We start from the raw sequence: 20,716 nt of genomic DNA, 5'->3' as shown, positions 1-20,716 counted from the left end.
ACAGCAATGGCAAAGATCACGCTTGATAATCTGGCTCATAGTTACCTGCCCCGCCCGACCTCTGAGGCCGATTTTGCGCTCAAGGAACTCAATCACGTCTGGGGCGATGGTGAGGCTTATGCGCTCTTGGGTGCCTCGGGCTGTGGCAAATCCACGCTTCTCAATATCATCTCTGGCCTCTTGCATCCGTCGCAGGGGCGTATTCTATTCAACGATCACGATGTCACCAATCAGGCCACCGCGGCGCGCAACATCGCGCAGGTGTTCCAGTTTCCGGTAGTCTATGACACAATGACTGTGCGCGACAATCTCGCCTTTCCGCTGCGCAATCGCGGGGCAGAGGCGTCCTATATCGCCGAGCGGGTTCAGACCATCGCCCGGATGATCGGCATGGAGGCAGAGCTGGGTCACAAGGCGCGCGGTCTCACCGCCGATGCCAAGCAAAAGATCAGCCTTGGGCGCGGCATGGTGCGCGAGGATGTCAACGCGCTCCTGTTTGATGAGCCGCTGACGGTGATCGACCCGCATATGAAATGGGAACTCAGGACGCAACTCAAGGCGCTGCATCACCAGTTTGGCCATACGATGATTTATGTCACCCACGACCAGACCGAGGCCCTGACCTTTGCCGATAAGGTGGTTGTCATGCACGACGGCCGCGTCGTGCAGATGGGCACGCCACAGGAGCTCTTTGAGCGGCCAGAGCATACATTCGTGGGCTATTTCATCGGCTCGCCGGGCATGAACCTGCTCGATGCGCAGGTGGCGGGCACGAAGGCCCTTGTCCAGGGCGTCGAGATCCCGCTTGGGGCCGACTATGCCCACCCCACGGGCCGGGTGCAGATCGGTGTGCGCCCGGAATTCGTGCGCCTGACGGCAGGCCCCGAGGGGCTACTCGTGACCATCACCCGGATCGAGGATGTGGGCCGTCACAAGATCATCCGCTGTGACCTTGGCGGGGTCGCGGTGAACGCCATCGCCGCCGAAGGGGCCGCGATTTCACCCGACATGACCCGTCTCACCTTTGACCCGGCGGCGATCAATGTCTATGTCGATGATTGGCGCGTCACGCCGAAATCCCAAGCGCAGGAGGCCGCGTGATGGACAAGACCGTCAACCAAAAGGCATGGTTTCTGGTCCTGCCCGTGCTCATCCTTGTGGCCTTTTCCGCTGTGATCCCGCTGATGACCGTGGTCAACTATTCGGTGCAGGACACATTCGGCAACAATCAATTCTTCTGGGCAGGCCTTGAATGGTTCGAGGAAATGCTCAGTTCCGAGCGGATGTGGGACGCACTGGCGCGTCAAGCGGCGTTCTCGGCCATCATCCTTGCCATCGAAATCCCCTTGGGCATCTTTGTCGCGCTCAATATGCCCAAGAGCGGCTTTTGGGCGTCCCTTTGCCTTGTGCTGATGTCGCTGCCGCTGCTGATCCCGTGGAATGTGGTGGGCACCATCTGGCAGATCTTTGGCCGTGTCGATATCGGGCTCTTGGGCCATACGCTCGACGCGCTGGGTGTTTCCTATAACTACACGCAGGACACGACAGCAGCGTGGATCACAGTGATCGTGATGGATGTCTGGCACTGGACCTCACTCGTGGCGCTCTTGGCCTACGCCGGGCTGCAATCCATCCCCGACGCCTATTATCAGGCCGCCAAGATTGATCAGGCCAGCCGCTGGGCCGTGTTCCGCTATATAGAACTGCCCAAGATGGCGGGCGTGCTGATGATCGCCATCCTGCTGCGCTTCATGGACAGTTTCATGATCTACACAGAGCCGTTTGTCGTGACGGGCGGCGGGCCGGGCAATGCCACGACATTCCTGTCGATTGATCTGGTCAAAATGGCGTTGGGTCAGTTTGACCTCGGCCCCGCCGCCGCCTTCTCGATCATGTATTTCCTCGTGATCCTGCTGATTTCATGGGTGTTTTACACGGTCATGGTCAATCTCGACAAACGGGAGGGCAAGTGATGGCCGATTTGACCGCCGCACGCGGCACCGCTCGCAGCCTCGCTTTGCCGCGTATCAACGTGGTGATGGTGCTTTACCTGCTGTTCCTGCTCTTGCCGATCTATTGGCTCATCAACATGAGCTTCAAGACCAATGACGAAATCCTCGGCACCTTCTCGCTCTGGCCACAAGATCTGACCTTTGCCAACTATGCCACGATCTTGACCGACGCGAGCTGGTACATGGGCTATGTCAATTCGCTGATCTATGTGGTGATGAACACGGTTCTGTCGATTGCCGTGGCTCTGCCCGCCGCATATGCGTTTTCGCGGTATCATTTCCTGGGAGACAAGCATCTCTTCTTCTGGCTCCTGACCAACCGCATGGCCCCGCCTGCTGTCTTTGCCCTGCCGTTCTTTCAGCTTTATTCGAGTGTGGGACTATTCGATACGCATATCGCCGTGGCGCTGGCGCATTGCCTCTTCAACGTGCCCTTGGCGGTGTGGATTCTGGAGGGGTTCATGCGCGGCGTCCCCAAGGAGATCGACGAGACCGCCTATATCGACGGCTATTCCTTTGGGCGGTTCTTCGTGAAAATCTTCATGCCGCTGATTGCAAGCGGCGTGGGTGTGGCCGCGTTCTTCTGCTTCATGTTCTCATGGGTGGAACTGCTCTTGTCGCGCACGCTGACATCCGTCGACGCCAAACCCATCGCCGCGACGATGACGCGGACGGTCTCGGCGTCGGGTCTCGATTGGGGCGTGCTGGCCGCCGCCGGGGTGCTGACCATCGTGCCGGGGGCGTTGGTGATTTACTTCGTGCGGAATTATATCGCCAAGGGTTTCGCGTTGGGGAGGGTGTGATGAAGGCCTTCGAACAGAGACTTTGGGATCAATGGGGTCAAGAGTTCATTCGAAAGACAACTGAATATGAAATAGGTCATGAGTTCGAGATATCCGATGTGTTTCCCGAAGAGTGGAACGTTCAGATTGTTGCTGGCGACAGAAACAACCTTGGAAAAGCGGTTAAGGCTGCTTTCCTAGACCAACGTTACCGACAACGGCTGCAACATATCGAGCCACCATGGCTGCGCGGTGATAACCACAACATGTATCGGAGGCGTTGAAATGGCATGGATGGCATGGACATGGCCCACGGCGGTCTTCTTCATGGTGATCGCGGGGCTGCTGATCACCTTCACAATCCTCGCCCTCAAATTCCCCGAAACCCCGCGTGTCGGTATCCTTAGGATCGAGACCACGCGCGGCGATCGGCTCTTCATTACGCTTCTGGGCTCGGCCTTTCTCAATCTGGCCTGGCTCGGGTTTGTCGGCGCAAACCAGCCTTATGCGCTGATCCTCTGCCTGATCTATGCCGCGGCGGTGTTTCGCTGGGTCTAGATTGGGATCAATCACCAACAAAGTTCACCTAGGGAGGGAAACCATGAACTTGCGAATGAAAACAACCACCGCGCTGGTGTCGCTGGGCCTGATGGCCTCGCCCGCCTTCGCCGATATGGAGGCGGCGAAGGCGTTTCTCGACGCGGAAATCGGCGATCTGTCATCGCTCAGCCGCGCCGAGCAAGAGGCGGAAATGCAGTGGTTCATCGACGCGGCCCAGCCTTTTGCGGGCATGGACATCAAGGTCGTGTCGGAAACCATCGACACCCACAGCTACGAATCCAAGGTGCTGGCCCCGGCCTTTACCGCGATCACCGGCATCAAGGTCACGCATGACCTGATCGGCGAGGGTGACGTGGTCGAGAAACTGCAAACCCAGATGCAGTCGGGCGAGAATATCTATGACGGCTATGTCAATGACAGTGACCTCATCGGCACCCATTGGCGCTATCAGCAGGTGCGCAACCTGACCGACTGGATGGCGGGCGAGGGCGCGGATGTGACCAGCCCGACGCTCGACATCGACGATTTCGTGGGCCTCTCATTCACCACCGGCCCCGATGGCAAGGTCTATCAGCTTCCGACCCAGCAATTCGCCAACCTCTACTGGTTCCGCTACGACTGGTTCAACGACGACAAGAACAAGGCCGATTTCAAAGAGAAATACGGCTATGATCTGGGCGTTCCGGTCAACTGGTCGGCCTATGAGGACATTGCCGAATTCTTCACCGGCCGTGACCTCAGCCATCTCGGTGTTGACGGCGAAGTCTTTGGCAACATGGACTATGGCAAGAAAGACCCGAGCCTTGGCTGGCGCTATACCGACGCATGGATGTCCATGGCCGGCATGGGCGACAAGGGGGAACCCAACGGCTTGCCGGTCGACGAATGGGGCATCCGCGTGAACGAACAGAGCCAGCCGGTTGGCTCTTGCGTGGCCCGTGGCGGCGCAACCAATGGGCCCGCAGCGGTCTATGCCGTGACCAAGGCGATCGAGTGGCTTCAGAAATACTCGCCCCCCTCTGCCGCTGGCATGACCTTCTCTGAGGCGGGTCCGATCCCGGCGCAGGGCAATGTCGCGCAGCAAATGTTCTGGTACACCGCCTTTACTGCCGCGTCGGTGAAACCCGACCTGCCGGTGATGAACGAGGACGGCACGCCCAAGTGGCGCATGGCCCCCAGCCCGCATGGTGTCTATTGGGAAGAGGGTATGAAAGTGGGCTATCAGGATGCCGGTAGCTGGACCCTGATGCAATCCACGCCTGTGGACCGCGCCAAGGCGGCCTGGCTCTATGCGCAGTTCGTGACCTCGAAAACCGTGGATGTGAAAAAGGCCCACACCGGCCTTACCTTCATCCGCGAGTCGACCATTCAGCACGAGAGCTTTACCGAGCGCGCGCCGAAACTGGGCGGTCTCGTGGAGTTCTACCGCTCGCCCGCGCGCGTCCAGTGGTCGCCCACCGGCACCAACGTGCCTGACTATCCGAAACTGGCCCAGCTCTGGTGGCAGAACATCGGCGACGCCATGTCGGGTGCCAAGACCCCGCAAGAGGCGCTCGATGCGCTCTGCGCGGATCAGGAACGCGTGCTCGAGCGGCTTGAGCGCGCCGGCATCCAAGGCGACATCGGCCCCAAACTCAACGAGGAAATGGACCCCGAGCATTGGCTGAGCCAGCCCGGTGCGCCCAAGGCCAAGCTTGAGAACGAGGACGAAGAGCCGGTCACGATTGCCTATGACGAGCTGATCAAGTCCTGGCAGTAACGACACTCATCGGGGCGCGTGCCGCGCGCCCCGATACCTTTTGTCATCCTCTGGCTTGACCCGAGGATGACCGCCTTCTCAAACGGACCCACCCCATGACCCATATCCTCGCCATCGACCAGGGCACCACCTCGAGCCGCGCGATCCTGTTTGACGAGGGCATGCGGATCACGGCCACGGCGCAAGAGGAGTTTGCCCAGCATTTCCCGCAATCGGGCTGGGTGGAGCATGACGCCAATGACCTGTGGTCGACTACGGCGGGCACCTGCCGCGCGGTGATCGAAAAGGCCGGTCTGACCGGCGCGGATATCGCCGCCATCGGCATCACCAATCAACGCGAGACGACCGTGGTCTGGGACCGCCACACCGGGCAGGCCATCCACCGCGCGATTGTCTGGCAGGACCGGCGCACGTCGGACTATTGCGCCGAGTTGCGCGCCGCAGGGCACGAGCCGATGGTTGCGGGGCGCACCGGCCTCTTGCTCGATCCCTATTTCTCCGGCACGAAACTGCGCTGGATTCTCGATCATGTCGCGGGTGCGCGCGACCGCGCCCAAGCGGGCGATCTGCTCTTTGGCACGGTCGACAGCTATCTCATCTGGAAACTCACCGGCGGTCGCGTCCATGCCACCGACGCCACCAACGCCGCGCGCACCTTGCTCTATGACATCCGCAAGGGGCGCTGGAGCAGGACAATCTGTGATCTGCTCGAAATCCCCATGCAGATGTTGCCAGAAGTGCGCGACAGCGCCGATGACTATGGCCACACGCGCGCCGATCTCTTTGGCCGCGAAATCCCCATTCGCGGTGTCGCGGGCGATCAGCAGGCGGCCACCGTGGGGCAGGCGTGCTTTAAGCCGGGGATGCTCAAATCCACCTATGGCACCGGCTGCTTTGCGCTACTCAACACCGGCGACACGCCGGTTGTGTCGCAAAACCGGCTGCTCACCACCATCGCCTATCAACTGGATGGCAAACCCACCTATGCGCTCGAAGGCTCGATCTTTGTCGCAGGCGCCGTGGTGCAATGGCTGCGCGACGGGCTCAAGATGATCCGCCACGCGAGCGAAACGCAACCTCTCGCTGAAAAGGCTGATCCCAATCAGACTGTCGTACTCGTGCCCGCCTTTACCGGGCTTGGCGCGCCCTATTGGCGGCCTGACTGTCGGGGAGCAATTTTTGGCCTCACGCGCAGCACCGGCCCCGCCGAGCTTGCCCGCGCGGCGCTTGAGAGCGTGGGCTTTCAGACCCGCGATCTGCTTCAGGCCATGCGCGACGATTGGGCGGGGCAGGGAGCGGATGCGGTGCTCCGGGTGGATGGTGGCATGAGTGCGTCAGATTGGGCGATGCAGTTTCTTTCAGACATTATCGACGCGCCGGTGGATCGCCCAGAGGTGTTGGAAACCACGGCCCTTGGCGCGGCTTGGTTGGCGGGTATGCGCATCGGTCTTTACCCTGATCAGGCTGAATTTGCAGCAACATGGGCCTTGGAGCGGCAGTTCCTGCCGACGATGTCAGCGGATCTGCGCGAAACAAAAGTCGCAGGCTGGGCACGTGCAATAGAGGCCACGCTGTCTTTTTAGATGTGCGCGGGACAAGTTCGGGTTACACAACTTCACGAGAGATTTTACTCTCGTGAAACCGTCATGTGTTGTTAACCGATCGGCTACATACTAGATTTGTCCAAGATCTGAGTGGTTGCCTCTCGCCATAGGAGTCAAAATGACCAGCCCGGTCAGCGTCATTGTCCCAGCTCGAAACGAGGCGCAGACCATCGCCCGCGTGGTGTCGGTTCTCGCGGACATGCCGGATGTGGGCGAGGTTGTGGTGGTCGACAACGGCTCGACCGATGCAACCGCTGAGGTGGCTCGGACATCTGGCGCGACCGTGATTTCCGAGCCGCGTACGGGAATGGGTCACGCGGTTCGTGCCGGTGTCGCCGCCGCGCGTCATGATTGGGTCATGAAGGTCGACGCGGATCTGGATAAATTCGATACTGATCTGTTCGCCCGCATGCCTGCCGCACGCGCGCCCGGCGTGGGATTGGTCAAAGGCGTCTGGCACGACCCTGCCGATAACATGCCCATGACCCGCCTTCTCGTGATGCCCGCCCTGCGGCAGATGTTTCCGGGTCTCTCGTGCCTGCGTGCTCCCAATTCGGGGATCTATGCCTTTGACCGATCACTCATCGCGCATCAGAATCTGATCGGGAACTACGCCGCTGATATCGACGTGATGCTGCGGGTGCACGCGGCGGGATATGACGTGGCCGAGGTGGATATTGGCCGCATCGTCCACGATACCCGCGATGTCGTCCATTACAACGGCATGGCCGAAGAGATATTCGCCTTTTTTCTCAGCCGGCAAAGCAGGCTCCTTACGCGCGAAATGGTCGTTTTGGCGCAGAACGGCGGGCAGGTGATCCACCATGCGCTCGCCGCCATGGTGCACCGGCTGTCGGCTGGGGTGCGCGCCACGATCTACCTTGAGGATATCGCGAGCGCGGATTCCCGGCTGCTTCAGGACTCGCTTTCTGCTTATCCCACGGTCTCCGTCTGCCCGCTTGAGGCAGCGTGCGATTTTACACCTCATGCCAATGCGACAGGGCTTTGCATGCTGGCCCCCTATCCGCGCGCGGGCGGCGGCAATGCGCTGGCTGAGGCGGTCAGCCTTTATGAGGCGGCGCTCGAATATCTTCCCGGTGATTTGTGGTTGATGCCGGTCCACGAGTCCGGGCGCATGATTACCGGCTTTCAGCCTGACATGGTGCCAGACGTCAGCGACGGCTTGGCCCTCAAGCATGAGGCGCTCGAGCTTTTGACCGGTGCGTCGCTCGCGCTGCCCAAGCCGTCGCGTGAACTCTTCCAGAGCTACACGTCACTGCCGGATGCCTTGCGCCCAACGATCGGTCCGATCATGCCTCAGCGGCACCCGTCGGTCGGTAATTTCTAAGACAGACGTTGTCCCGCCCTGACTGAATGCCAACCCTCCCCAAGATGGGGGTGTTCCTTTTTGGGCAATGCACTCAGGCCCCTTTGAAATTAACCTCGCCCTCATGTTCCAGCGCGCGATCCTGCGCCTGTTTGCGCATAACGCCGTCATCCCGGTGACGGCGACGCAGACGGCCATATTGCCCAATCCCGACGGCGACGAGAATAACCGCTCCGCCGGGAATCAGGCCCGGACCCGGGTCTTCGCCCAGCATCACCATCGCAATCAGGATCGCCGCCAGCGGTGAAAAGGACGTGGCCAGCGATACATCGCCCGAGCGCGCGTATTTCAGTCCGAGCGCCCAGGCGAATTGCCCGCCGATTACCACGATCACCGCATAAATCCAAACCCACTGCCAGACGACAGGGTGAAACACATCCTCGAAATGGCGTGGACCGAAGAGGTAGATTGCAAGAAAGAAATAGAACGTCGTGCCCACTGCGGTGCGATAAATCGCGAAAATCCCCATCGGGATACCGCGCAACCCGGTGCGTGCGATCAACGTCGAGGCGATATAGGACAGCGTGGCCAAGAGCGCGCCAATCTCACCCTTGCCAAGGTCAAGCGTCGTGCCTGCGCTGTTCATCAGGATCATCACCGCCGCGCCGCAGAGCGCCACGAGACCGGCGACAAACGCCCAAGGCTCGAATTCCTCGCGCAAGAGCAGCCAGGCGGCCAGCACAAAGAGCGGCGGCTCGATCCGGCCCATCAGCACCACATTGGTCACCGTCGTATGTTCCAACGCGTAAAAGAACAGCCCCGGCGTCAGCGCCGAGGAAAAGAACGCCGAGAGCGTCAGAATGACCCAGTGTTTCTTGGTCAGTGCGCGCAGGTTGTCCCATGTCCAATCCCGCCAGAACATCAGGAGCATCGGCACCATAGACATCAGCGATCCGACAAACAGCAGGTTGCAATAGGTGATGACATTTCGCCCCATCACCCGGTTCTGCGAGCCAATGTCTGCCAGGAGCGACACCAGAGAATTCGACGAGGCGTAGATCAGCACCGCCACCCAGGCGAGCGTCGCCCCGAGCATCACTTTTGAGGCGTCGGGAATGGTCTGCGTGCTGACATGGCTCATGGCGGATTCCTAAACCAACGACTGTTGTTGCACGTAAATTGCGCCCGATGCGCGCATCTTGCAACCAACGCTTGTGCACGCTCGGTCACGATCCCTGGAGTGCCGCGAAATATTGTTTCAATCGCGCGTTTTGCGTCACGCTTGCGTGGGAACCTTGGAAAGTTTGCGTGATTTTGATTGTAATGGCTGGTCTGCAAGGCAAAGTTGCGCGCAACGCGGGCCAAAGCCTGACCCAGACGATAGAGTGATCCACCGATGACCGCCCCTGCCAACACCTCCGGACCCGGTTTCGTCACCATCTTTGACGAGACCTACGATCAAGCCGATTGCCGCGCCTATTTCCGCATGATGGACCGGCTTGGCTATCGCAACCAGCATCATGCCGTCGCGGCCTTTCGGGCGGGGCTGGCCGAGGTGATGCGGTTGCGCGGCCTTGGGAAGGCCAGAGTCGTTGATTTTGCCAGCAGTTACGGCATCGTCTCGGCGCTCATGGCGCATGAACTGAGCCTCGCAGAGGTCTTTGCCCGCTACCGCCAGCCCGAGTTCGAGACCGCAACCCCTGCTGAGGTTATTGCCTGGGATCGTGACTGGCTGGCGGCGCTGCGCCGCCCCGGTCCGCCCCTCCATGTCACCGCTATAGACGTCATGCCAAATGCGGTCGCCTACGGGCGCGCCGTCGGTCTCTTTCAGACCGGATGTGTCGAGGATCTGGAGCGTGATGACCCCTCAGAGGTGCTTGCGGCAGAGTTGGAGCGCTGCGATTTGATCGTTGAATGTGGGTCCGTGGCGCAACTCATGCCGCGCGCGTTGGACCGGATGCTGGCTGCCTGTGGCCCGGTCAAGCCTTGGGTGATGACCTCGCCCATTCGGGGCAATGAACGCCCTGAAGCGACAGAGGTCATGCGTGCCCACGGTCTTGTGGTCCAGAGCCTGCCGATCCCCCCCTTCGTCCATCGCCGCTTTGAGGGGCCAGCCGAACAGGCCCGCGCCATCGCCAATGCGCAGGCCGTCGGACATGACACAGAGGGGGTCGAGACAACAGGGCACTTCCATGCCCAAATCCTCCTTGCGCGACCTGCGTCGGAGTGCACTGACCCTGCAACCTGGTCGATGCCTTTGACTGTGGCGCCCATGAGCGAGGATGACCGCGCATAAACCGTTGTCGCGTCTTGTCGCTGCGGCTATCATCGCGCTGTTGAACCATATGTTTTTCATGATCCGCCCCAAACTTTGTCAGGATGGAATTGCCATGTCCCGCTGCGCTGCTCCTGTCACGACCTGTGCACGCATTCTGTATCATCAGGGCTGATCAGATGCGTGGGCTGGGACTCCTCACATTGATGGCGTCCATTGCATGCGGCTTTGGCGCGGGGCAGATCGGCCTGACCCTGTTGGGACAGGGGGCCGAGCGGCCCGAACCTGTTCAGATCACCGCTGCTCTCGCGGCGGTCGAAAATGCGTCAGAGGCTCCTCTGCCCGAGGACTGGCCGACGGTCTTCGATCCCTATGTGCCTGACCCTCCCAAAGCGGCGGCCATGACCAAGCCCCTCGAGAAGTATCGACTGGTCGGGCTGGTTGCGGGCGGAGAGAATGGCTGGGCCATTCTCACGGCCTCTGATGGCGACCGGCTGATCCGGAACGGTGACCGGCTCATTGGCGGCGAAACGGTGCTCGAGATCGCCTCCGACGGTGTCTGGATCGAGCGTGAGACAGAGCGTGTTCTGATTGCCTTTGAGGAAACACCTGACGAAATGATGGCCCGGATCATGAGCAATAGCTCGGTTCAGGCCGATGAGGCCGAGATCCCGGCCAGCGCCTTTGCCGGAAGTGACATGCACCGCATTCTTGGACGGGCGGGCAGTGTGCGGATGGTGTCGGCGAATGGTGCCGCCGGAGAGATATTTCCGGAAATTCTCTGGGTGCGCGAAGGGCAGGTTTATGACCTGATCGGGTTGCGCCGCGGCGATCTGGTTTTACGGGTGAACGGCTATTCTGTTTCCGATCCGGAAACACTTGCCAACGCAGGACAAATCCTTTCGGAGAGCGATGAATTTGCCGTGGAGATCATGCGCGGGGGCCAGCGCCGGACCATTTCCGTACGCATTACGGGGCGTGGCTGAGCAGTTTTTTTTCGAACAGCTCTTTAATTCTTAAGATGACTATATATCTAATCTTTAATTGGCCATTTGTTTCAGTTTTGACCGCGAATATGAAATAAAATAACCTTTATAAATCAACATACTAACGAAAATGACTCCGATATTTGGTCTCGCGAAGTAACATTACGATATCCTCACGAAAATGTTATCATTGTTCAATGCAAACTTTCATGTTGAAGTGGCATTGTTAGGTGCGCCAATTTGGCGCTCTTGACGTACCTATCAACGTAAATACTGCGTGTCTTTGTGCGCATATCGGGGAGCAATTGCTCTAAGCTATTTAACCAAAATCTGCGGATCACTGATCCGCGCGGGCCAAACATTACTCACCCTTCCGGCCTGTCATCCCTAGCTGATCGAATTCGCTCGAACGTGACGTATAGCGTTCGCTCGGATCTGACATACCTCGTTCGCTCGAACTTGATGCATCAAGTTCGCTCGGACCTGACATTCGGCAACCGCACCGGTTGCCCTGTTTTCGGGGCTACTCGCCCTCCTTTCTCGCGGCATGGATGGCGCGGGGCTTATCGCGTCATGTCTGGAGCGTGACGTCAGTAATTTTCGCAAGCTTTTTCTGCTGGAGGACAAAGCATGAAACGAAGAGACGCACTAAAGCTCGGCCTAGGGGCTGCGGGCGCCACAGCGGTGGCATCGCAGGTCGGAGCGGTCGAGATTGAACAGTGGCCAGATAGTGCCGCGGACGGGCTACCTCAAACAGGTCTCGTATTCCCGGACACGTTCGAGCCGACCATTACCGTGCAATCAAGCCCGCCGGTCGAGCCATTTACGGCACCACTGAACATCATGCCGGTGGCGCAGCCGGTCAATCCCAACACCTATGATCCGCCGATCGAGCCCGAGCGCCATCAGCGGTTTGACGATTTCCCGCCGCAGAAGCATTACGAAGAAGTGATGACCGAATTCCGGTGGAAGTACCACTGGCAGCCCCCGTATGGCGATGGCACCCCCAATGCCGTGGGACGCGCTGGCGATCCCGATGTGGGCTCTTGGAGCTGGGGCTTTAACGGCATAATTCCGGGCGAGACCTATCAGGCGAAGTATGGCGAGCCGGTCTTTTTGCGCCGGAACAACCTGCTGCCGCCCGTTGGCGCAGGTAATCTGACATTCGCGCTGCCCTCGCCGACTATCCACCTGCACAACGGCCATACCGCCTCTGAATCGGACGGTATCCCGCAGGACTTTTTCAATCCCGGCGAATTCTGGGATCACCATTACGCCAACATCCCGGCTGGTTCGCCGTTCGAGTGGAATTTCGACAACCCCGAGATCATGAATACCCTGTGGTATCACGATCACCGGCTCGATTTTACCGCGACCAACGTCTATGCGGGCTTCTCGGGCTTCTACCTGCTGTTCGATGAGCGGGATTCCAACAACGAGCGGGATCGCAATCCCAAGGCGTTTCGTCTTCCCTCGGGCGAGTATGATATCCCGCTCATCGTGCATGACGTGATGTTCACTCAAGACGGTCAGGGGCTCTGGGACTTCTTCTCGCCGGATGGTGAAGGACCCCACCCCGAAGCGCGCCCTGCGCCGGTCGATGTCGGCAACTCGCAAGGCACGCCGGACTCCTTCGACTCCAACCGCCTGCAATACACTACGCAGGGCATGACGGGCGACATGATTACGGTCAACCGGATCATCACCCCCTATCTTGATGTGAAACGCCGCAAATACCGCTTCCGTTTCCTCAACGGCGGCCCGTCGCGTCTCTATCGTCTGGTGCTCAAGGTTGTTCCCAAGGCTGGCCGTGGCGAGCCCTATTTCGACGACTTCATCATCCTGTCCAACGACGGCAACCTGCTTGAGGCACCGCTCGTTGAACCCAAAATCGACCTCTGGATCGCCAACCGCTTTGACGTCATCATCGACTTCTCGAAGTACAAGAACGGCGACAAGGTTCAGGTCTGGAACGATCTGGAAATCCGTGGCGATGGAGCAGGTCCGACCGGCTATACGCTGGAAGGCGATAACATGATGCCGGTGATGGAATTCCGGTGCACAGGTAAGAAAAAGCCCGATCCGTCGCGCGTTCCTGCCACCATGCGCAAACTTCCGGAAATCCGCATGTCCGAAGTCCGCCGCAAGCGTTTGTTCGTATTCGACTACGACAACGGCCTGTGGACGGTGAACGGTCGCCTGATGGATCCCAACCGCGTGGATGCCTCGATCGAGCAGGGTTCTGCCGAGATCTGGACCTTCCGCAACGAGGGCAACGCATGGGCGCACCCTGTTCATACCCACTTCGAAGAGTTCCAGATTCTTGAGGTCAACGGTCGTCCGCCAAGTGCGGTAGAACGTGCCCGCAAGGACGTGGTCTCGCTCGGGCCGGGTGACGAGGTAACCTTCTTTAGCCGCTGGCGCGACTTCTTTGGCAAGCACGTTATGCACTGCCACAACGTCGTACACGAAGACCACGCAATGATGATGCGGTGGGACATCGTGGAGCCGGGTCTCGGCGACTGAGCGGATCCCTTCTAGGAATTCTCTGAAAAAAGAGAGGAAAAGACATGACAAACAGACGTCAATTCATGGCCGGTCTCCCGGTCGCGGCGGCTGCTGGGATAACCGCCGGGTTCTATACCACGCCGGGAAACTCCAAGGAGCGCGCTGATGAGGCACGCAAAGCTGCAATCTCCAAGCTGCGCGAAACCAAAGCAACCCTGCATCCCAACGAGATGCCGGTTCTCTGCAATCCCATCAACAGCGGTGGGGTCATCAACTCTGCGGTGAACGACTCGTTCCCCAATGTGATGATGGTCAACCAAGACGGCCTCGGGATGTCCTTTTACGAGGGCTTCATCGAAAACAAGGTCGTCATGATGCACTTCATGAGCCTCAAGGATGAAGAGCATTTCCCGATCACCCGTCGCATGTCCGACGTGGTGGCAGAATTGGGCGACAAAGTCGGGCGCGATGTGTTCGTGTACTCGATCAGCCGCGATCCCGAGCATGACACACCTGCACGCATGCAGGCCTATGCCCAGGAACTCGGTGCGCCCAAGGGCTGGCATTTCCTCACGGGTACGCCGCAGCATTGCGCCGATCTCGCCTTCCGGATGTATCGCATGAGTCACTCGACCTTGCCCGGCAAGCGCAAGGTGGACGTGGTGTTCTATGGCAATGGCAGCGCCGGCCTTTGGGGATCGTTCCCTTGGGACATCCGGGCCGACGATGCCGCCAGCCGTGTCAGTTGGGTCATGCCGCAGCCTGCGCCAAAAGTTGGCGAAAAGCTGCGCCGGGCCGGTCCGCGTGTGTTCGATATGAAAGACACGCGCAACCACAACCGCGAAGTCTGATCCCGGGCCCCGGGCAACCGGGGCACCAGAACAGTATTTTGAATCGGAGACAATGAAAATGTTTCGTAAATCCATAAGACTGGCTGCGGTGATGGCATTGCCCGCCTCGGCCATGGTTGGGGGGGCGCCCGCTTGGGCACAGACACCCTTCGACCTCAACATGTTCTGTAATGTGACAGGACATGCCAACGGCGGCCAGCAGCCGCGTGTTCCCTTTGAAACGCGTACGACTGTTGGGAACACCACCACCCTGCTCACAGCGGATGGCTACTCCGTCTTTCCGGAAGGCGACAGCTTTGGGACCAATCCGCCCAACATGCTGCCGACCATCTTCGAGAACGCCAAGACGTGCCGGGGAAACGAGATCCCCAACACACTGCCCTCGACACCGGACAATCCCTACAACCTGCATGACGATCCCGTCATCCGGGAAATCGACAAAACCTCACCGACCGATGACCTTGACTGGATCATGGATCGGCTCGAGGCCATCTCGGAACCGCAACAGATTTGCCGCAACTTCCGTGGTACGCAGCACTGCTACAGCTATCCTCGCCGGGTGAATCCGGGCGAAATGCGTACTCTGGCGCGGCGGGCCGTCGATATCATTGAGGGCAACGAGCTTCAGGGTCGTTTCAGCGAGCGTGAATACGAAGGTTTCCCGCTCCTGCACTATCTCGGCGGGCTCAAGACCAAAGTCGTCGATCCCGAGACCAAGTCGGTAACTGTCAACCAGCTTTGGTATGACAGCCATATCGAGTCGGATGTCGCCTACATTGATCCGATTGCGGTGACAGACGAGGAATGGACCATCAAATATGTGGTCAAGATCCTCAACCGCGGTCACGAAGACTTTGCGCCCTATGCCATGTTCTTTGATGACTGGACCGAGTTCGACTTCACTCCCGAAGGTGGGCCGGACATGACCGCTGGTGGCACCGCGTTTCCGCGCGTTCCCAACATTGGCATGGACCAGACCTTCTTCCCGATGCAGGAAGGGCTTGAATACACCCTCAACATGAAGATGCCGCCGGCACGCTTCTGGAACCTCAGCTACCATTGGGGCTGGCGTCAGCACCCGCCTCGGGTTCAGGTGACGGAAAATATGCGGGTTCCGCTGCGCAATGGCGCGCTGCGCAACACGGCAGAAAGTGGTGTGTTTGGTGAGAATCCGCGCGAAAGCGAAGAGGCCAAACTTGCTGCAATCGGCATGATCGGTGACACCGCCCCGGCCAAGCGCATGTGGCAGATGTTCCGCGAAATGGGCGGCATGACGATCAACCGGACCAACAAGCACTTTGGCGGCGGTCTCAATGGGTCGATCATTCAGGCGCAGATGCACCTGATCCGTCAGGCCTTTGACGACTGGAAGAACCGAGGCAGACTTCCCACCGGCTATGAAATGGCCCCGGATGCCGACGTGACGGTTCTGTTCCTCAACAACACCATTTATGGCCAACTCAAGGGTCATGATGGTGATGCCGAAGTCCGCATGGACGAAGGCGTGTGGGACACGCGCGGCGACAAGGTCAACATTCAGCTCCTGAATGGCGACTATTTCGTGCACGCCTATGTTCTGGTTGACTTCGGTGGTCTGCGTGGCTGGGAAAATACCTTCCACAACACACTGCCGAGCGGGGGCGCAGGTCCGCTCTTTACCTTCGGCCGCAACTACTTCTGGATCCACGTCGCAGGCGGTGGTCCGATCCCCGTGCCGCCGGCAACCCGTCCGGATGGGGCGCCCAACTCGCCGGTCAATGATCAGTCATGGCAGGTCGCCAATGGCAACGGTGTAGTTCCGAGCAATTTTGAGTTCGCTTGGGGTGGCATGCAGCAAGAGATGAACGACTACGTGAACGTCGATGGTATCGGTGAACACCACCTCGAAGTGGAGTTCAGCTACGAGCCGTCTCGCCGGTTGCGCATGTATCAGTTCGATGCGCTGCACCATGATACTGCCGTGTGGTCCGTCCACTAAGCGGTTGATTTAAAAAAGGGTCCAGCGGCATCCAAGCCGCTGGGCCCACATTTGACCTAAACATTACTTTCTAGACGGAGACTTGAAATGGCCGAGATCAGAAAAGCCCTTCGCACCGCGCCCGCCTGTGCTCTCAGTCTGGCGCTTTTGGCGTTCGCGGGCCCTGTCGCCGCCGATCATTCCGGTCACGACAAAACCGAAAACCATACCCACGACCACGGCGCGGTCAAAACCGAAGACCATTCGGCAGGCCACGACGATCACAGCGCAGGCCACGACGCGACAGCCGGTCACGACATGACTGCCGGCCACGACGCGACGGCAGGCCACGGCGACCACGACCATGCCGCAGAAGCGCACCGCATGCCCGACCATCTTGGCATGGACGATGGCAACACCCTCGGCATAGCGATGAGCCCGGATGGTTTCCAATACAAGCGCAGTTTTCAGGACTATCAGATGCCCGCCGTCACCCTGCGCAACAAAACCGCGCAAAAGGTGAACTTTGCGGATCTGATGGCGTTTGATGGTCCGGTCCTGCTCAACTTCACAGAACGTGCCCTTTGTGACCGGCAGCTTTTCCACCGTCGGCGACAGCGCCGTGCCCAACCAACCCTTTCAGACCATCCAACGTCAGGATGTTGGCCTGACACTCACGGTCACGCCACAGATCACCCGCGACAAGACGGTGCGTTTGGAGATTAACCAAGAGGTATCCAACCTCACGAACGCAGCCTCCGCTGCGGGGGGCGAGATCACGTCGAAGCGACAGCTTTCGACCAATGTGCTGGTGCGCGATGGGCATGTGATCATGTTGGGCGGCTTGTTGGAAAATGGCTCCGGCTCGGTCAATCAGCGCGTGCCGGGCCTGAGCGAACTGCCGCTTTTGGGCCGGCTGTTCAAGGGGCGTTCGGTTAACGAGAACCAGCGTATTCTACTGGTGATGCTGCGCCCGCGCATCCTGTCCAGTGACGACGAGGCGCGCGAACTGACCAAGCGTCTGGCGCGCGAGGCCAAGCGCGCCGCTGATTACATCGCCCCCGCTGATGATGGCACCTATCCGCGCGTCCCCGATTCGAGCTTTCCCTTTGATGGCGCCAATCTCAACCAGCCCTTCGATGCCGATTTCATCGACAGCGCGGCTCAAACCCGGCGTTTTCCCCCCCTGCCATCGGCCCTGACATTCGCGGATAGATAGAGCATGACCGCGCCGCTCCTGCCCTTCACCCTTGCCCGTGATCAACAGATCCTGGTCGAGGGCGACCGGCTCCTGATCGGTCCCGGCGCAACCGCGCTCGGCCTGCGCGAGGCCCGCCGCCGCGCGGGCCAACCGCTTGTGACAGAGCCGCTCTCGTCCGAGGCGTTTCAGGCCCGTCTGGCCATGCTCTATCAGGACGGCACAAGTTCTGAGACCGGCACCGACGATCTCGCCTTCGATCTCGAAGAGGGGTCAGGCAGTGGGCGCGGCCCGCGCGACCTGCTCGAAGATGGCGAAGAAGCGCCGGTCATCCAGCTAGTGAACCAGCTCTTGCGCCGCGCCGTGCGCGCCGGGGCCTCTGACCTCCATGTTGAACCACATGAAACCGGCCTGCGCGCGCGGATGCGCGTGGACGGCATGTTGCAATCTGTGCTCGACCGGAATGATTTGCCGGTGCGCCGCGTGGTCTCGCGGCTCAAGGTCATGGCAGGACTGGATATTTCCGAAACGCGGCTGCCGCAGGACGGCCATATCTCGCTCCGCTTGGGTGGGCGCGCCATCGACGTGCGTGTCTCGACCCTGCCCGGAAACTATGGCGAGCGGGTCGTGATGCGGGTGCTTGACCGCTCTGCCGGCCTCATGCCGCTCGACCAACTTGGCCTGCGCGCCGATCAAATCGAGGTGCTCGAGCGAATGGCCGCGCGGCCCAATGGCATCATCCTCGCCACCGGCCCCACCGGCTCGGGCAAGACCACGACGCTCTATTCCCTCCTGCAACTCGCCAATGACGAGATCCGCAATATCCTCACCGCCGAGGACCCGATCGAATACGACCTCCCCGGCATCAGCCAGAGCCAGATCAACGCCGAGATTGGCATGACCTTTGCCGCCGGTCTGCGCGCCGCTCTGCGCCAAGACCCCGACATCATCCTCGTGGGCGAAATCCGCGATCAGGAAACCGCCAGCGTCGCGGCTCAGGCCTCGCTCACCGGGCACTTGGTGTTCTCCTCGCTGCACGCCAACGGCTCTGTCGGCGCGGTGGTGCGCCTGCGCGATCTGGGGCTGGATGATTTCCTCATCGCCGCCACCCTGCGCGGTGTCATCGCCCAACGCCTCCTGCGTCAGCTTTGCACCACCTGCCGCCGCGCGGCCCCCCCCACGCCTGAGGAGGCCGCGCATTTTGCAACCGCCGGCATGGCCATCCCCGAGGTGGTGCATCACCCCGTTGGCTGCACCACCTGCAACGGCACCGGCTATGCGGGGCGCGTCGGCGTGTTTGAGATCCTCGAAGTGTCCGAAACCCTACGCGCCGCCATCGACAAGGGTCAGTCCGAGATGGAGATGAAGCGTGTCGCGCTCGCCCCGGATCAGACCCTCTTTGGCCAATCCCTGCATCAGGTCTCGGTCGGCAGAACCAGCCTCGCCGAGGCGTTGCGCGTGGTGGGCGACGCGCTGTGAGGGCCTTTGCCTACACCGCCTTCAACGCCGACGGTCAGCGCAAGCGTGGCACTCTGGTGGCCGAGAGCGAGGCACAGGCCGCCGACATCCTGCGCGGTCAGGGCCTCTTTGCCGAGGATATCACCGCCAAACGGCAGGGCGGCGGGCTGACCCTTGCGCGCAGCCGCCGCACCCGGCTCAACGCCGATATGCGCGCGGTCTTCACCCGCCAGATGGCGGTGCTCCTGTCCTCTGACCTCTCCGCCGAAATGTCGCTGGAAACCATCCGCTCCTCCGGCACCTCGCCGGTGATCGAGGCGGCAGCGGCCGAGGCCAAGGCAGCCTTGATGGACGGCCAGCCGCTTTCGGTCTCGCTCGACAAGGCCAACGCGGGCTTTCCCCGCTTCTACATCGCGGCGGTGCGCGCGGGCGAAACCTCGGGCGACGTGGCGGCGGTGTTCGAAGGGCTGGCCGAGTATCTCGAAACCGTCGGTGCCGACCGCGCGCAACTGGCCACCGCCTTGATCTACCCGGCCTTTGTGGCCGCTGTGTCGCTCTTGGTCTGCGGCATCCTGATGGTCAACGTCGCCCCCGAGATTGCCGCGATGTTCGCGGTCTCTGGCCGCGAATTGCCCCCCCTGACCCAAGTCGTCATGGCGATCAGCGATTGGATTCAGGCGCATTGGATTGCCCTCGCCATCGGCATCGCCGCCAGCATCACCGGCCTTGTCTTTGCTCTGCGCGTTCCTGCCGTGCTCGACCGTTGGCATGGCATTGCCCTCTCGCTGCCGGTCATTGGCCGTCTTCTGCGCCTCTCGGCGGCGGCGCAGTACTTGCGCACGCTGGCGCTGGTGATCTCCAGCCGCCAGACCGTTGTCGATGCCGTGACCTCTGCCAGCGACGTGCTGGTGATCCGCCGTTTCCGCGCCGAAGCGCTCGATCTGGCCGAGGCGGTGCGTTCGGGCGAAAGTCTCAGTCAGGGTCTCACCCGCATGAGCCTCATCCCCCCCGTCTGCCGCCAACTCATTGACGCCGGCGAGAAATCCGCCCGTCTTGGCCGCATGACCGAACGCGCGGCGGTGCTGGTGGAAACCTGGCTCACCAATGAACGCAAGCGCGTCTCGGCGCTGATAGACCCACTCTTGATGATGATCGTGGGGGCGCTTGTCTTGGTGATTGTTCTGGCGATCCTCTTGCCGATCTTTGATCTGCAGGCGACCGTCGGCTAAGTCATACCGGTTGGCCAGGAGGGGGCGGGTTTTGTGCTGAAGGGGCCATTTGCCCCAATCTCCAAAGCGCGGAGTCAAGGCGCGGCACGCGCCGCCGCGCAGCGGTCATGCCGAAGGCATGCCTCCGGCATGACCCGCCCCGTCGCACCGTAGGTGCGCCACTTTAACTCGGCACGCCTCTGGCGTGACGGGCGGGCGCTTTTGCAACG

General features: G+C 60.4%; 18 protein-coding genes. 16 read left to right on the top strand and 2 right to left on the bottom strand.

Annotation, left to right across the window (positions count from 1 at the left end; translation table 11 throughout):
• Positions 1-6: 6 nt before the first annotated feature.
• The 8 genes from ACSSVY_RS08970 to ACSSVY_RS08935 all read left to right on the top strand — a co-directional run bounded on the left by ACSSVY_RS08970 (position 7) and on the right by ACSSVY_RS08935 (position 8,066).
• Positions 7-1,101, top strand: a complete 1,095-nt coding sequence (locus ACSSVY_RS08970) for an ABC transporter ATP-binding protein (RefSeq protein ID WP_454269197.1) — start codon at positions 7-9, stop codon at positions 1,099-1,101.
• On the top strand, positions 1,101-1,973 hold the full coding sequence (locus tag ACSSVY_RS08965) for a carbohydrate ABC transporter permease (RefSeq protein ID WP_454269195.1): 873 nt from the start codon (positions 1,101-1,103) through the stop codon (positions 1,971-1,973). The genes ACSSVY_RS08970 and ACSSVY_RS08965 overlap by 1 nt, the downstream gene beginning before the upstream one ends.
• Entirely contained in the window at positions 1,973-2,815 is an 843-nt protein-coding gene (locus ACSSVY_RS08960; protein ID WP_454269193.1) for a carbohydrate ABC transporter permease, read from the top strand. Before ACSSVY_RS08965 ends, ACSSVY_RS08960 begins: the two co-directional genes overlap by 1 nt.
• Positions 2,815-3,078 (top strand): hypothetical protein, encoded by a 264-nt coding sequence (locus ACSSVY_RS08955; protein ID WP_454269191.1) that lies wholly within the window; start codon positions 2,815-2,817, stop codon positions 3,076-3,078. Before ACSSVY_RS08960 ends, ACSSVY_RS08955 begins: the two co-directional genes overlap by 1 nt.
• Before the next feature lies 1 nt (position 3,079).
• Positions 3,080-3,352 (top strand): DUF2160 domain-containing protein, encoded by a 273-nt coding sequence (locus ACSSVY_RS08950; protein ID WP_454269189.1) that lies wholly within the window; start codon positions 3,080-3,082, stop codon positions 3,350-3,352.
• A 43-nt stretch (positions 3,353-3,395) separates the two neighbouring features.
• A complete protein-coding gene (locus ACSSVY_RS08945; protein WP_454269187.1) occupies positions 3,396-5,114 on the top strand; it encodes an ABC transporter substrate-binding protein in 1,719 nt (572 codons plus the stop codon).
• A gap of 95 nt (positions 5,115-5,209) precedes the next feature.
• A complete protein-coding gene (gene glpK / locus ACSSVY_RS08940) occupies positions 5,210-6,697 on the top strand; it encodes a glycerol kinase GlpK (RefSeq protein WP_454269185.1) in 1,488 nt (495 codons plus the stop codon).
• Between the two features lie 139 nt (positions 6,698-6,836).
• Positions 6,837-8,066, top strand: a complete 1,230-nt coding sequence (locus tag ACSSVY_RS08935) for a glycosyltransferase (protein ID WP_454269183.1) — start codon at positions 6,837-6,839, stop codon at positions 8,064-8,066.
• 73 nt (positions 8,067-8,139) lie between these two features.
• Here ACSSVY_RS08935 and ACSSVY_RS08930 read toward each other — a convergent pair whose 3' ends face one another.
• Positions 8,140-9,186, bottom strand: coding sequence for a DMT family transporter (locus ACSSVY_RS08930; protein ID WP_454269182.1), 1,047 nt, complete (start codon positions 9,184-9,186; stop codon positions 8,140-8,142).
• A gap of 255 nt (positions 9,187-9,441) precedes the next feature.
• Between ACSSVY_RS08930 and ACSSVY_RS08925 the strand changes: the two genes are divergently transcribed.
• The 5 genes from ACSSVY_RS08925 (at position 9,442) to ACSSVY_RS08905 (ending at position 16,643) form a co-directional block, all read left to right on the top strand.
• The gene (locus ACSSVY_RS08925; protein ID WP_454269180.1) at positions 9,442-10,341 is read left to right on the top strand and encodes a hypothetical protein; all 900 of its coding nucleotides are present in this window, start codon (positions 9,442-9,444) and stop codon (positions 10,339-10,341) included.
• 185 nt (positions 10,342-10,526) lie between these two features.
• Positions 10,527-11,306 carry a hypothetical protein gene (locus ACSSVY_RS08920; protein WP_454269178.1) on the top strand — a complete coding sequence of 260 codons (780 nt, stop codon included), beginning with the start codon at positions 10,527-10,529 and terminating at the stop codon, positions 11,304-11,306.
• A gap of 630 nt (positions 11,307-11,936) precedes the next feature.
• Complete coding sequence (locus tag ACSSVY_RS08915; protein ID WP_454269176.1) at positions 11,937-13,832, top strand: multicopper oxidase family protein; 1,896 nt, start codon at positions 11,937-11,939, stop codon at positions 13,830-13,832.
• A 44-nt stretch (positions 13,833-13,876) separates the two neighbouring features.
• A complete protein-coding gene (locus tag ACSSVY_RS08910) occupies positions 13,877-14,665 on the top strand; it encodes an SCO family protein (RefSeq protein ID WP_454269174.1) in 789 nt (262 codons plus the stop codon).
• A gap of 52 nt (positions 14,666-14,717) precedes the next feature.
• The gene (locus ACSSVY_RS08905; RefSeq protein WP_454269172.1) at positions 14,718-16,643 is read left to right on the top strand and encodes a hypothetical protein; all 1,926 of its coding nucleotides are present in this window, start codon (positions 14,718-14,720) and stop codon (positions 16,641-16,643) included.
• 63 nt (positions 16,644-16,706) lie between these two features.
• Here ACSSVY_RS08905 and ACSSVY_RS08900 read toward each other — a convergent pair whose 3' ends face one another.
• Positions 16,707-17,228, bottom strand: a complete 522-nt coding sequence (locus tag ACSSVY_RS08900) for a hypothetical protein (RefSeq protein ID WP_454269170.1) — start codon at positions 17,226-17,228, stop codon at positions 16,707-16,709.
• Between ACSSVY_RS08900 and ACSSVY_RS08895 the strand changes: the two genes are divergently transcribed.
• Genes ACSSVY_RS08895 through ACSSVY_RS08885 form a run of 3 tightly spaced genes read left to right on the top strand, consistent with a single transcriptional unit; the run spans position 17,200 to position 20,507 of the window.
• Positions 17,200-17,841 carry a type II secretion system protein GspD gene (locus ACSSVY_RS08895; protein ID WP_454269168.1) on the top strand — a complete coding sequence of 214 codons (642 nt, stop codon included), beginning with the start codon at positions 17,200-17,202 and terminating at the stop codon, positions 17,839-17,841. The two genes, ACSSVY_RS08900 and ACSSVY_RS08895, sit on opposite strands and share 29 nt — an antisense overlap.
• A gap of 3 nt (positions 17,842-17,844) precedes the next feature.
• Positions 17,845-19,299: a GspE/PulE family protein gene (locus tag ACSSVY_RS08890; protein WP_454269166.1), complete on the top strand. Its 1,455-nt coding sequence runs from the start codon at positions 17,845-17,847 to the stop codon at positions 19,297-19,299.
• Positions 19,296-20,507 carry a type II secretion system F family protein gene (locus ACSSVY_RS08885; RefSeq protein ID WP_454269164.1) on the top strand — a complete coding sequence of 404 codons (1,212 nt, stop codon included), beginning with the start codon at positions 19,296-19,298 and terminating at the stop codon, positions 20,505-20,507. The genes ACSSVY_RS08890 and ACSSVY_RS08885 overlap by 4 nt, the downstream gene beginning before the upstream one ends.
• The last annotated feature ends 209 nt before the right edge of the window (positions 20,508-20,716 follow it).

The sequence above is a fragment of the Roseovarius sp. MBR-51 genome (assembly GCF_053628575.1).
The sequence above is the reverse complement of the archived record's forward strand: the minus strand, read 5'-3'. Positions and strand labels throughout refer to the sequence as shown.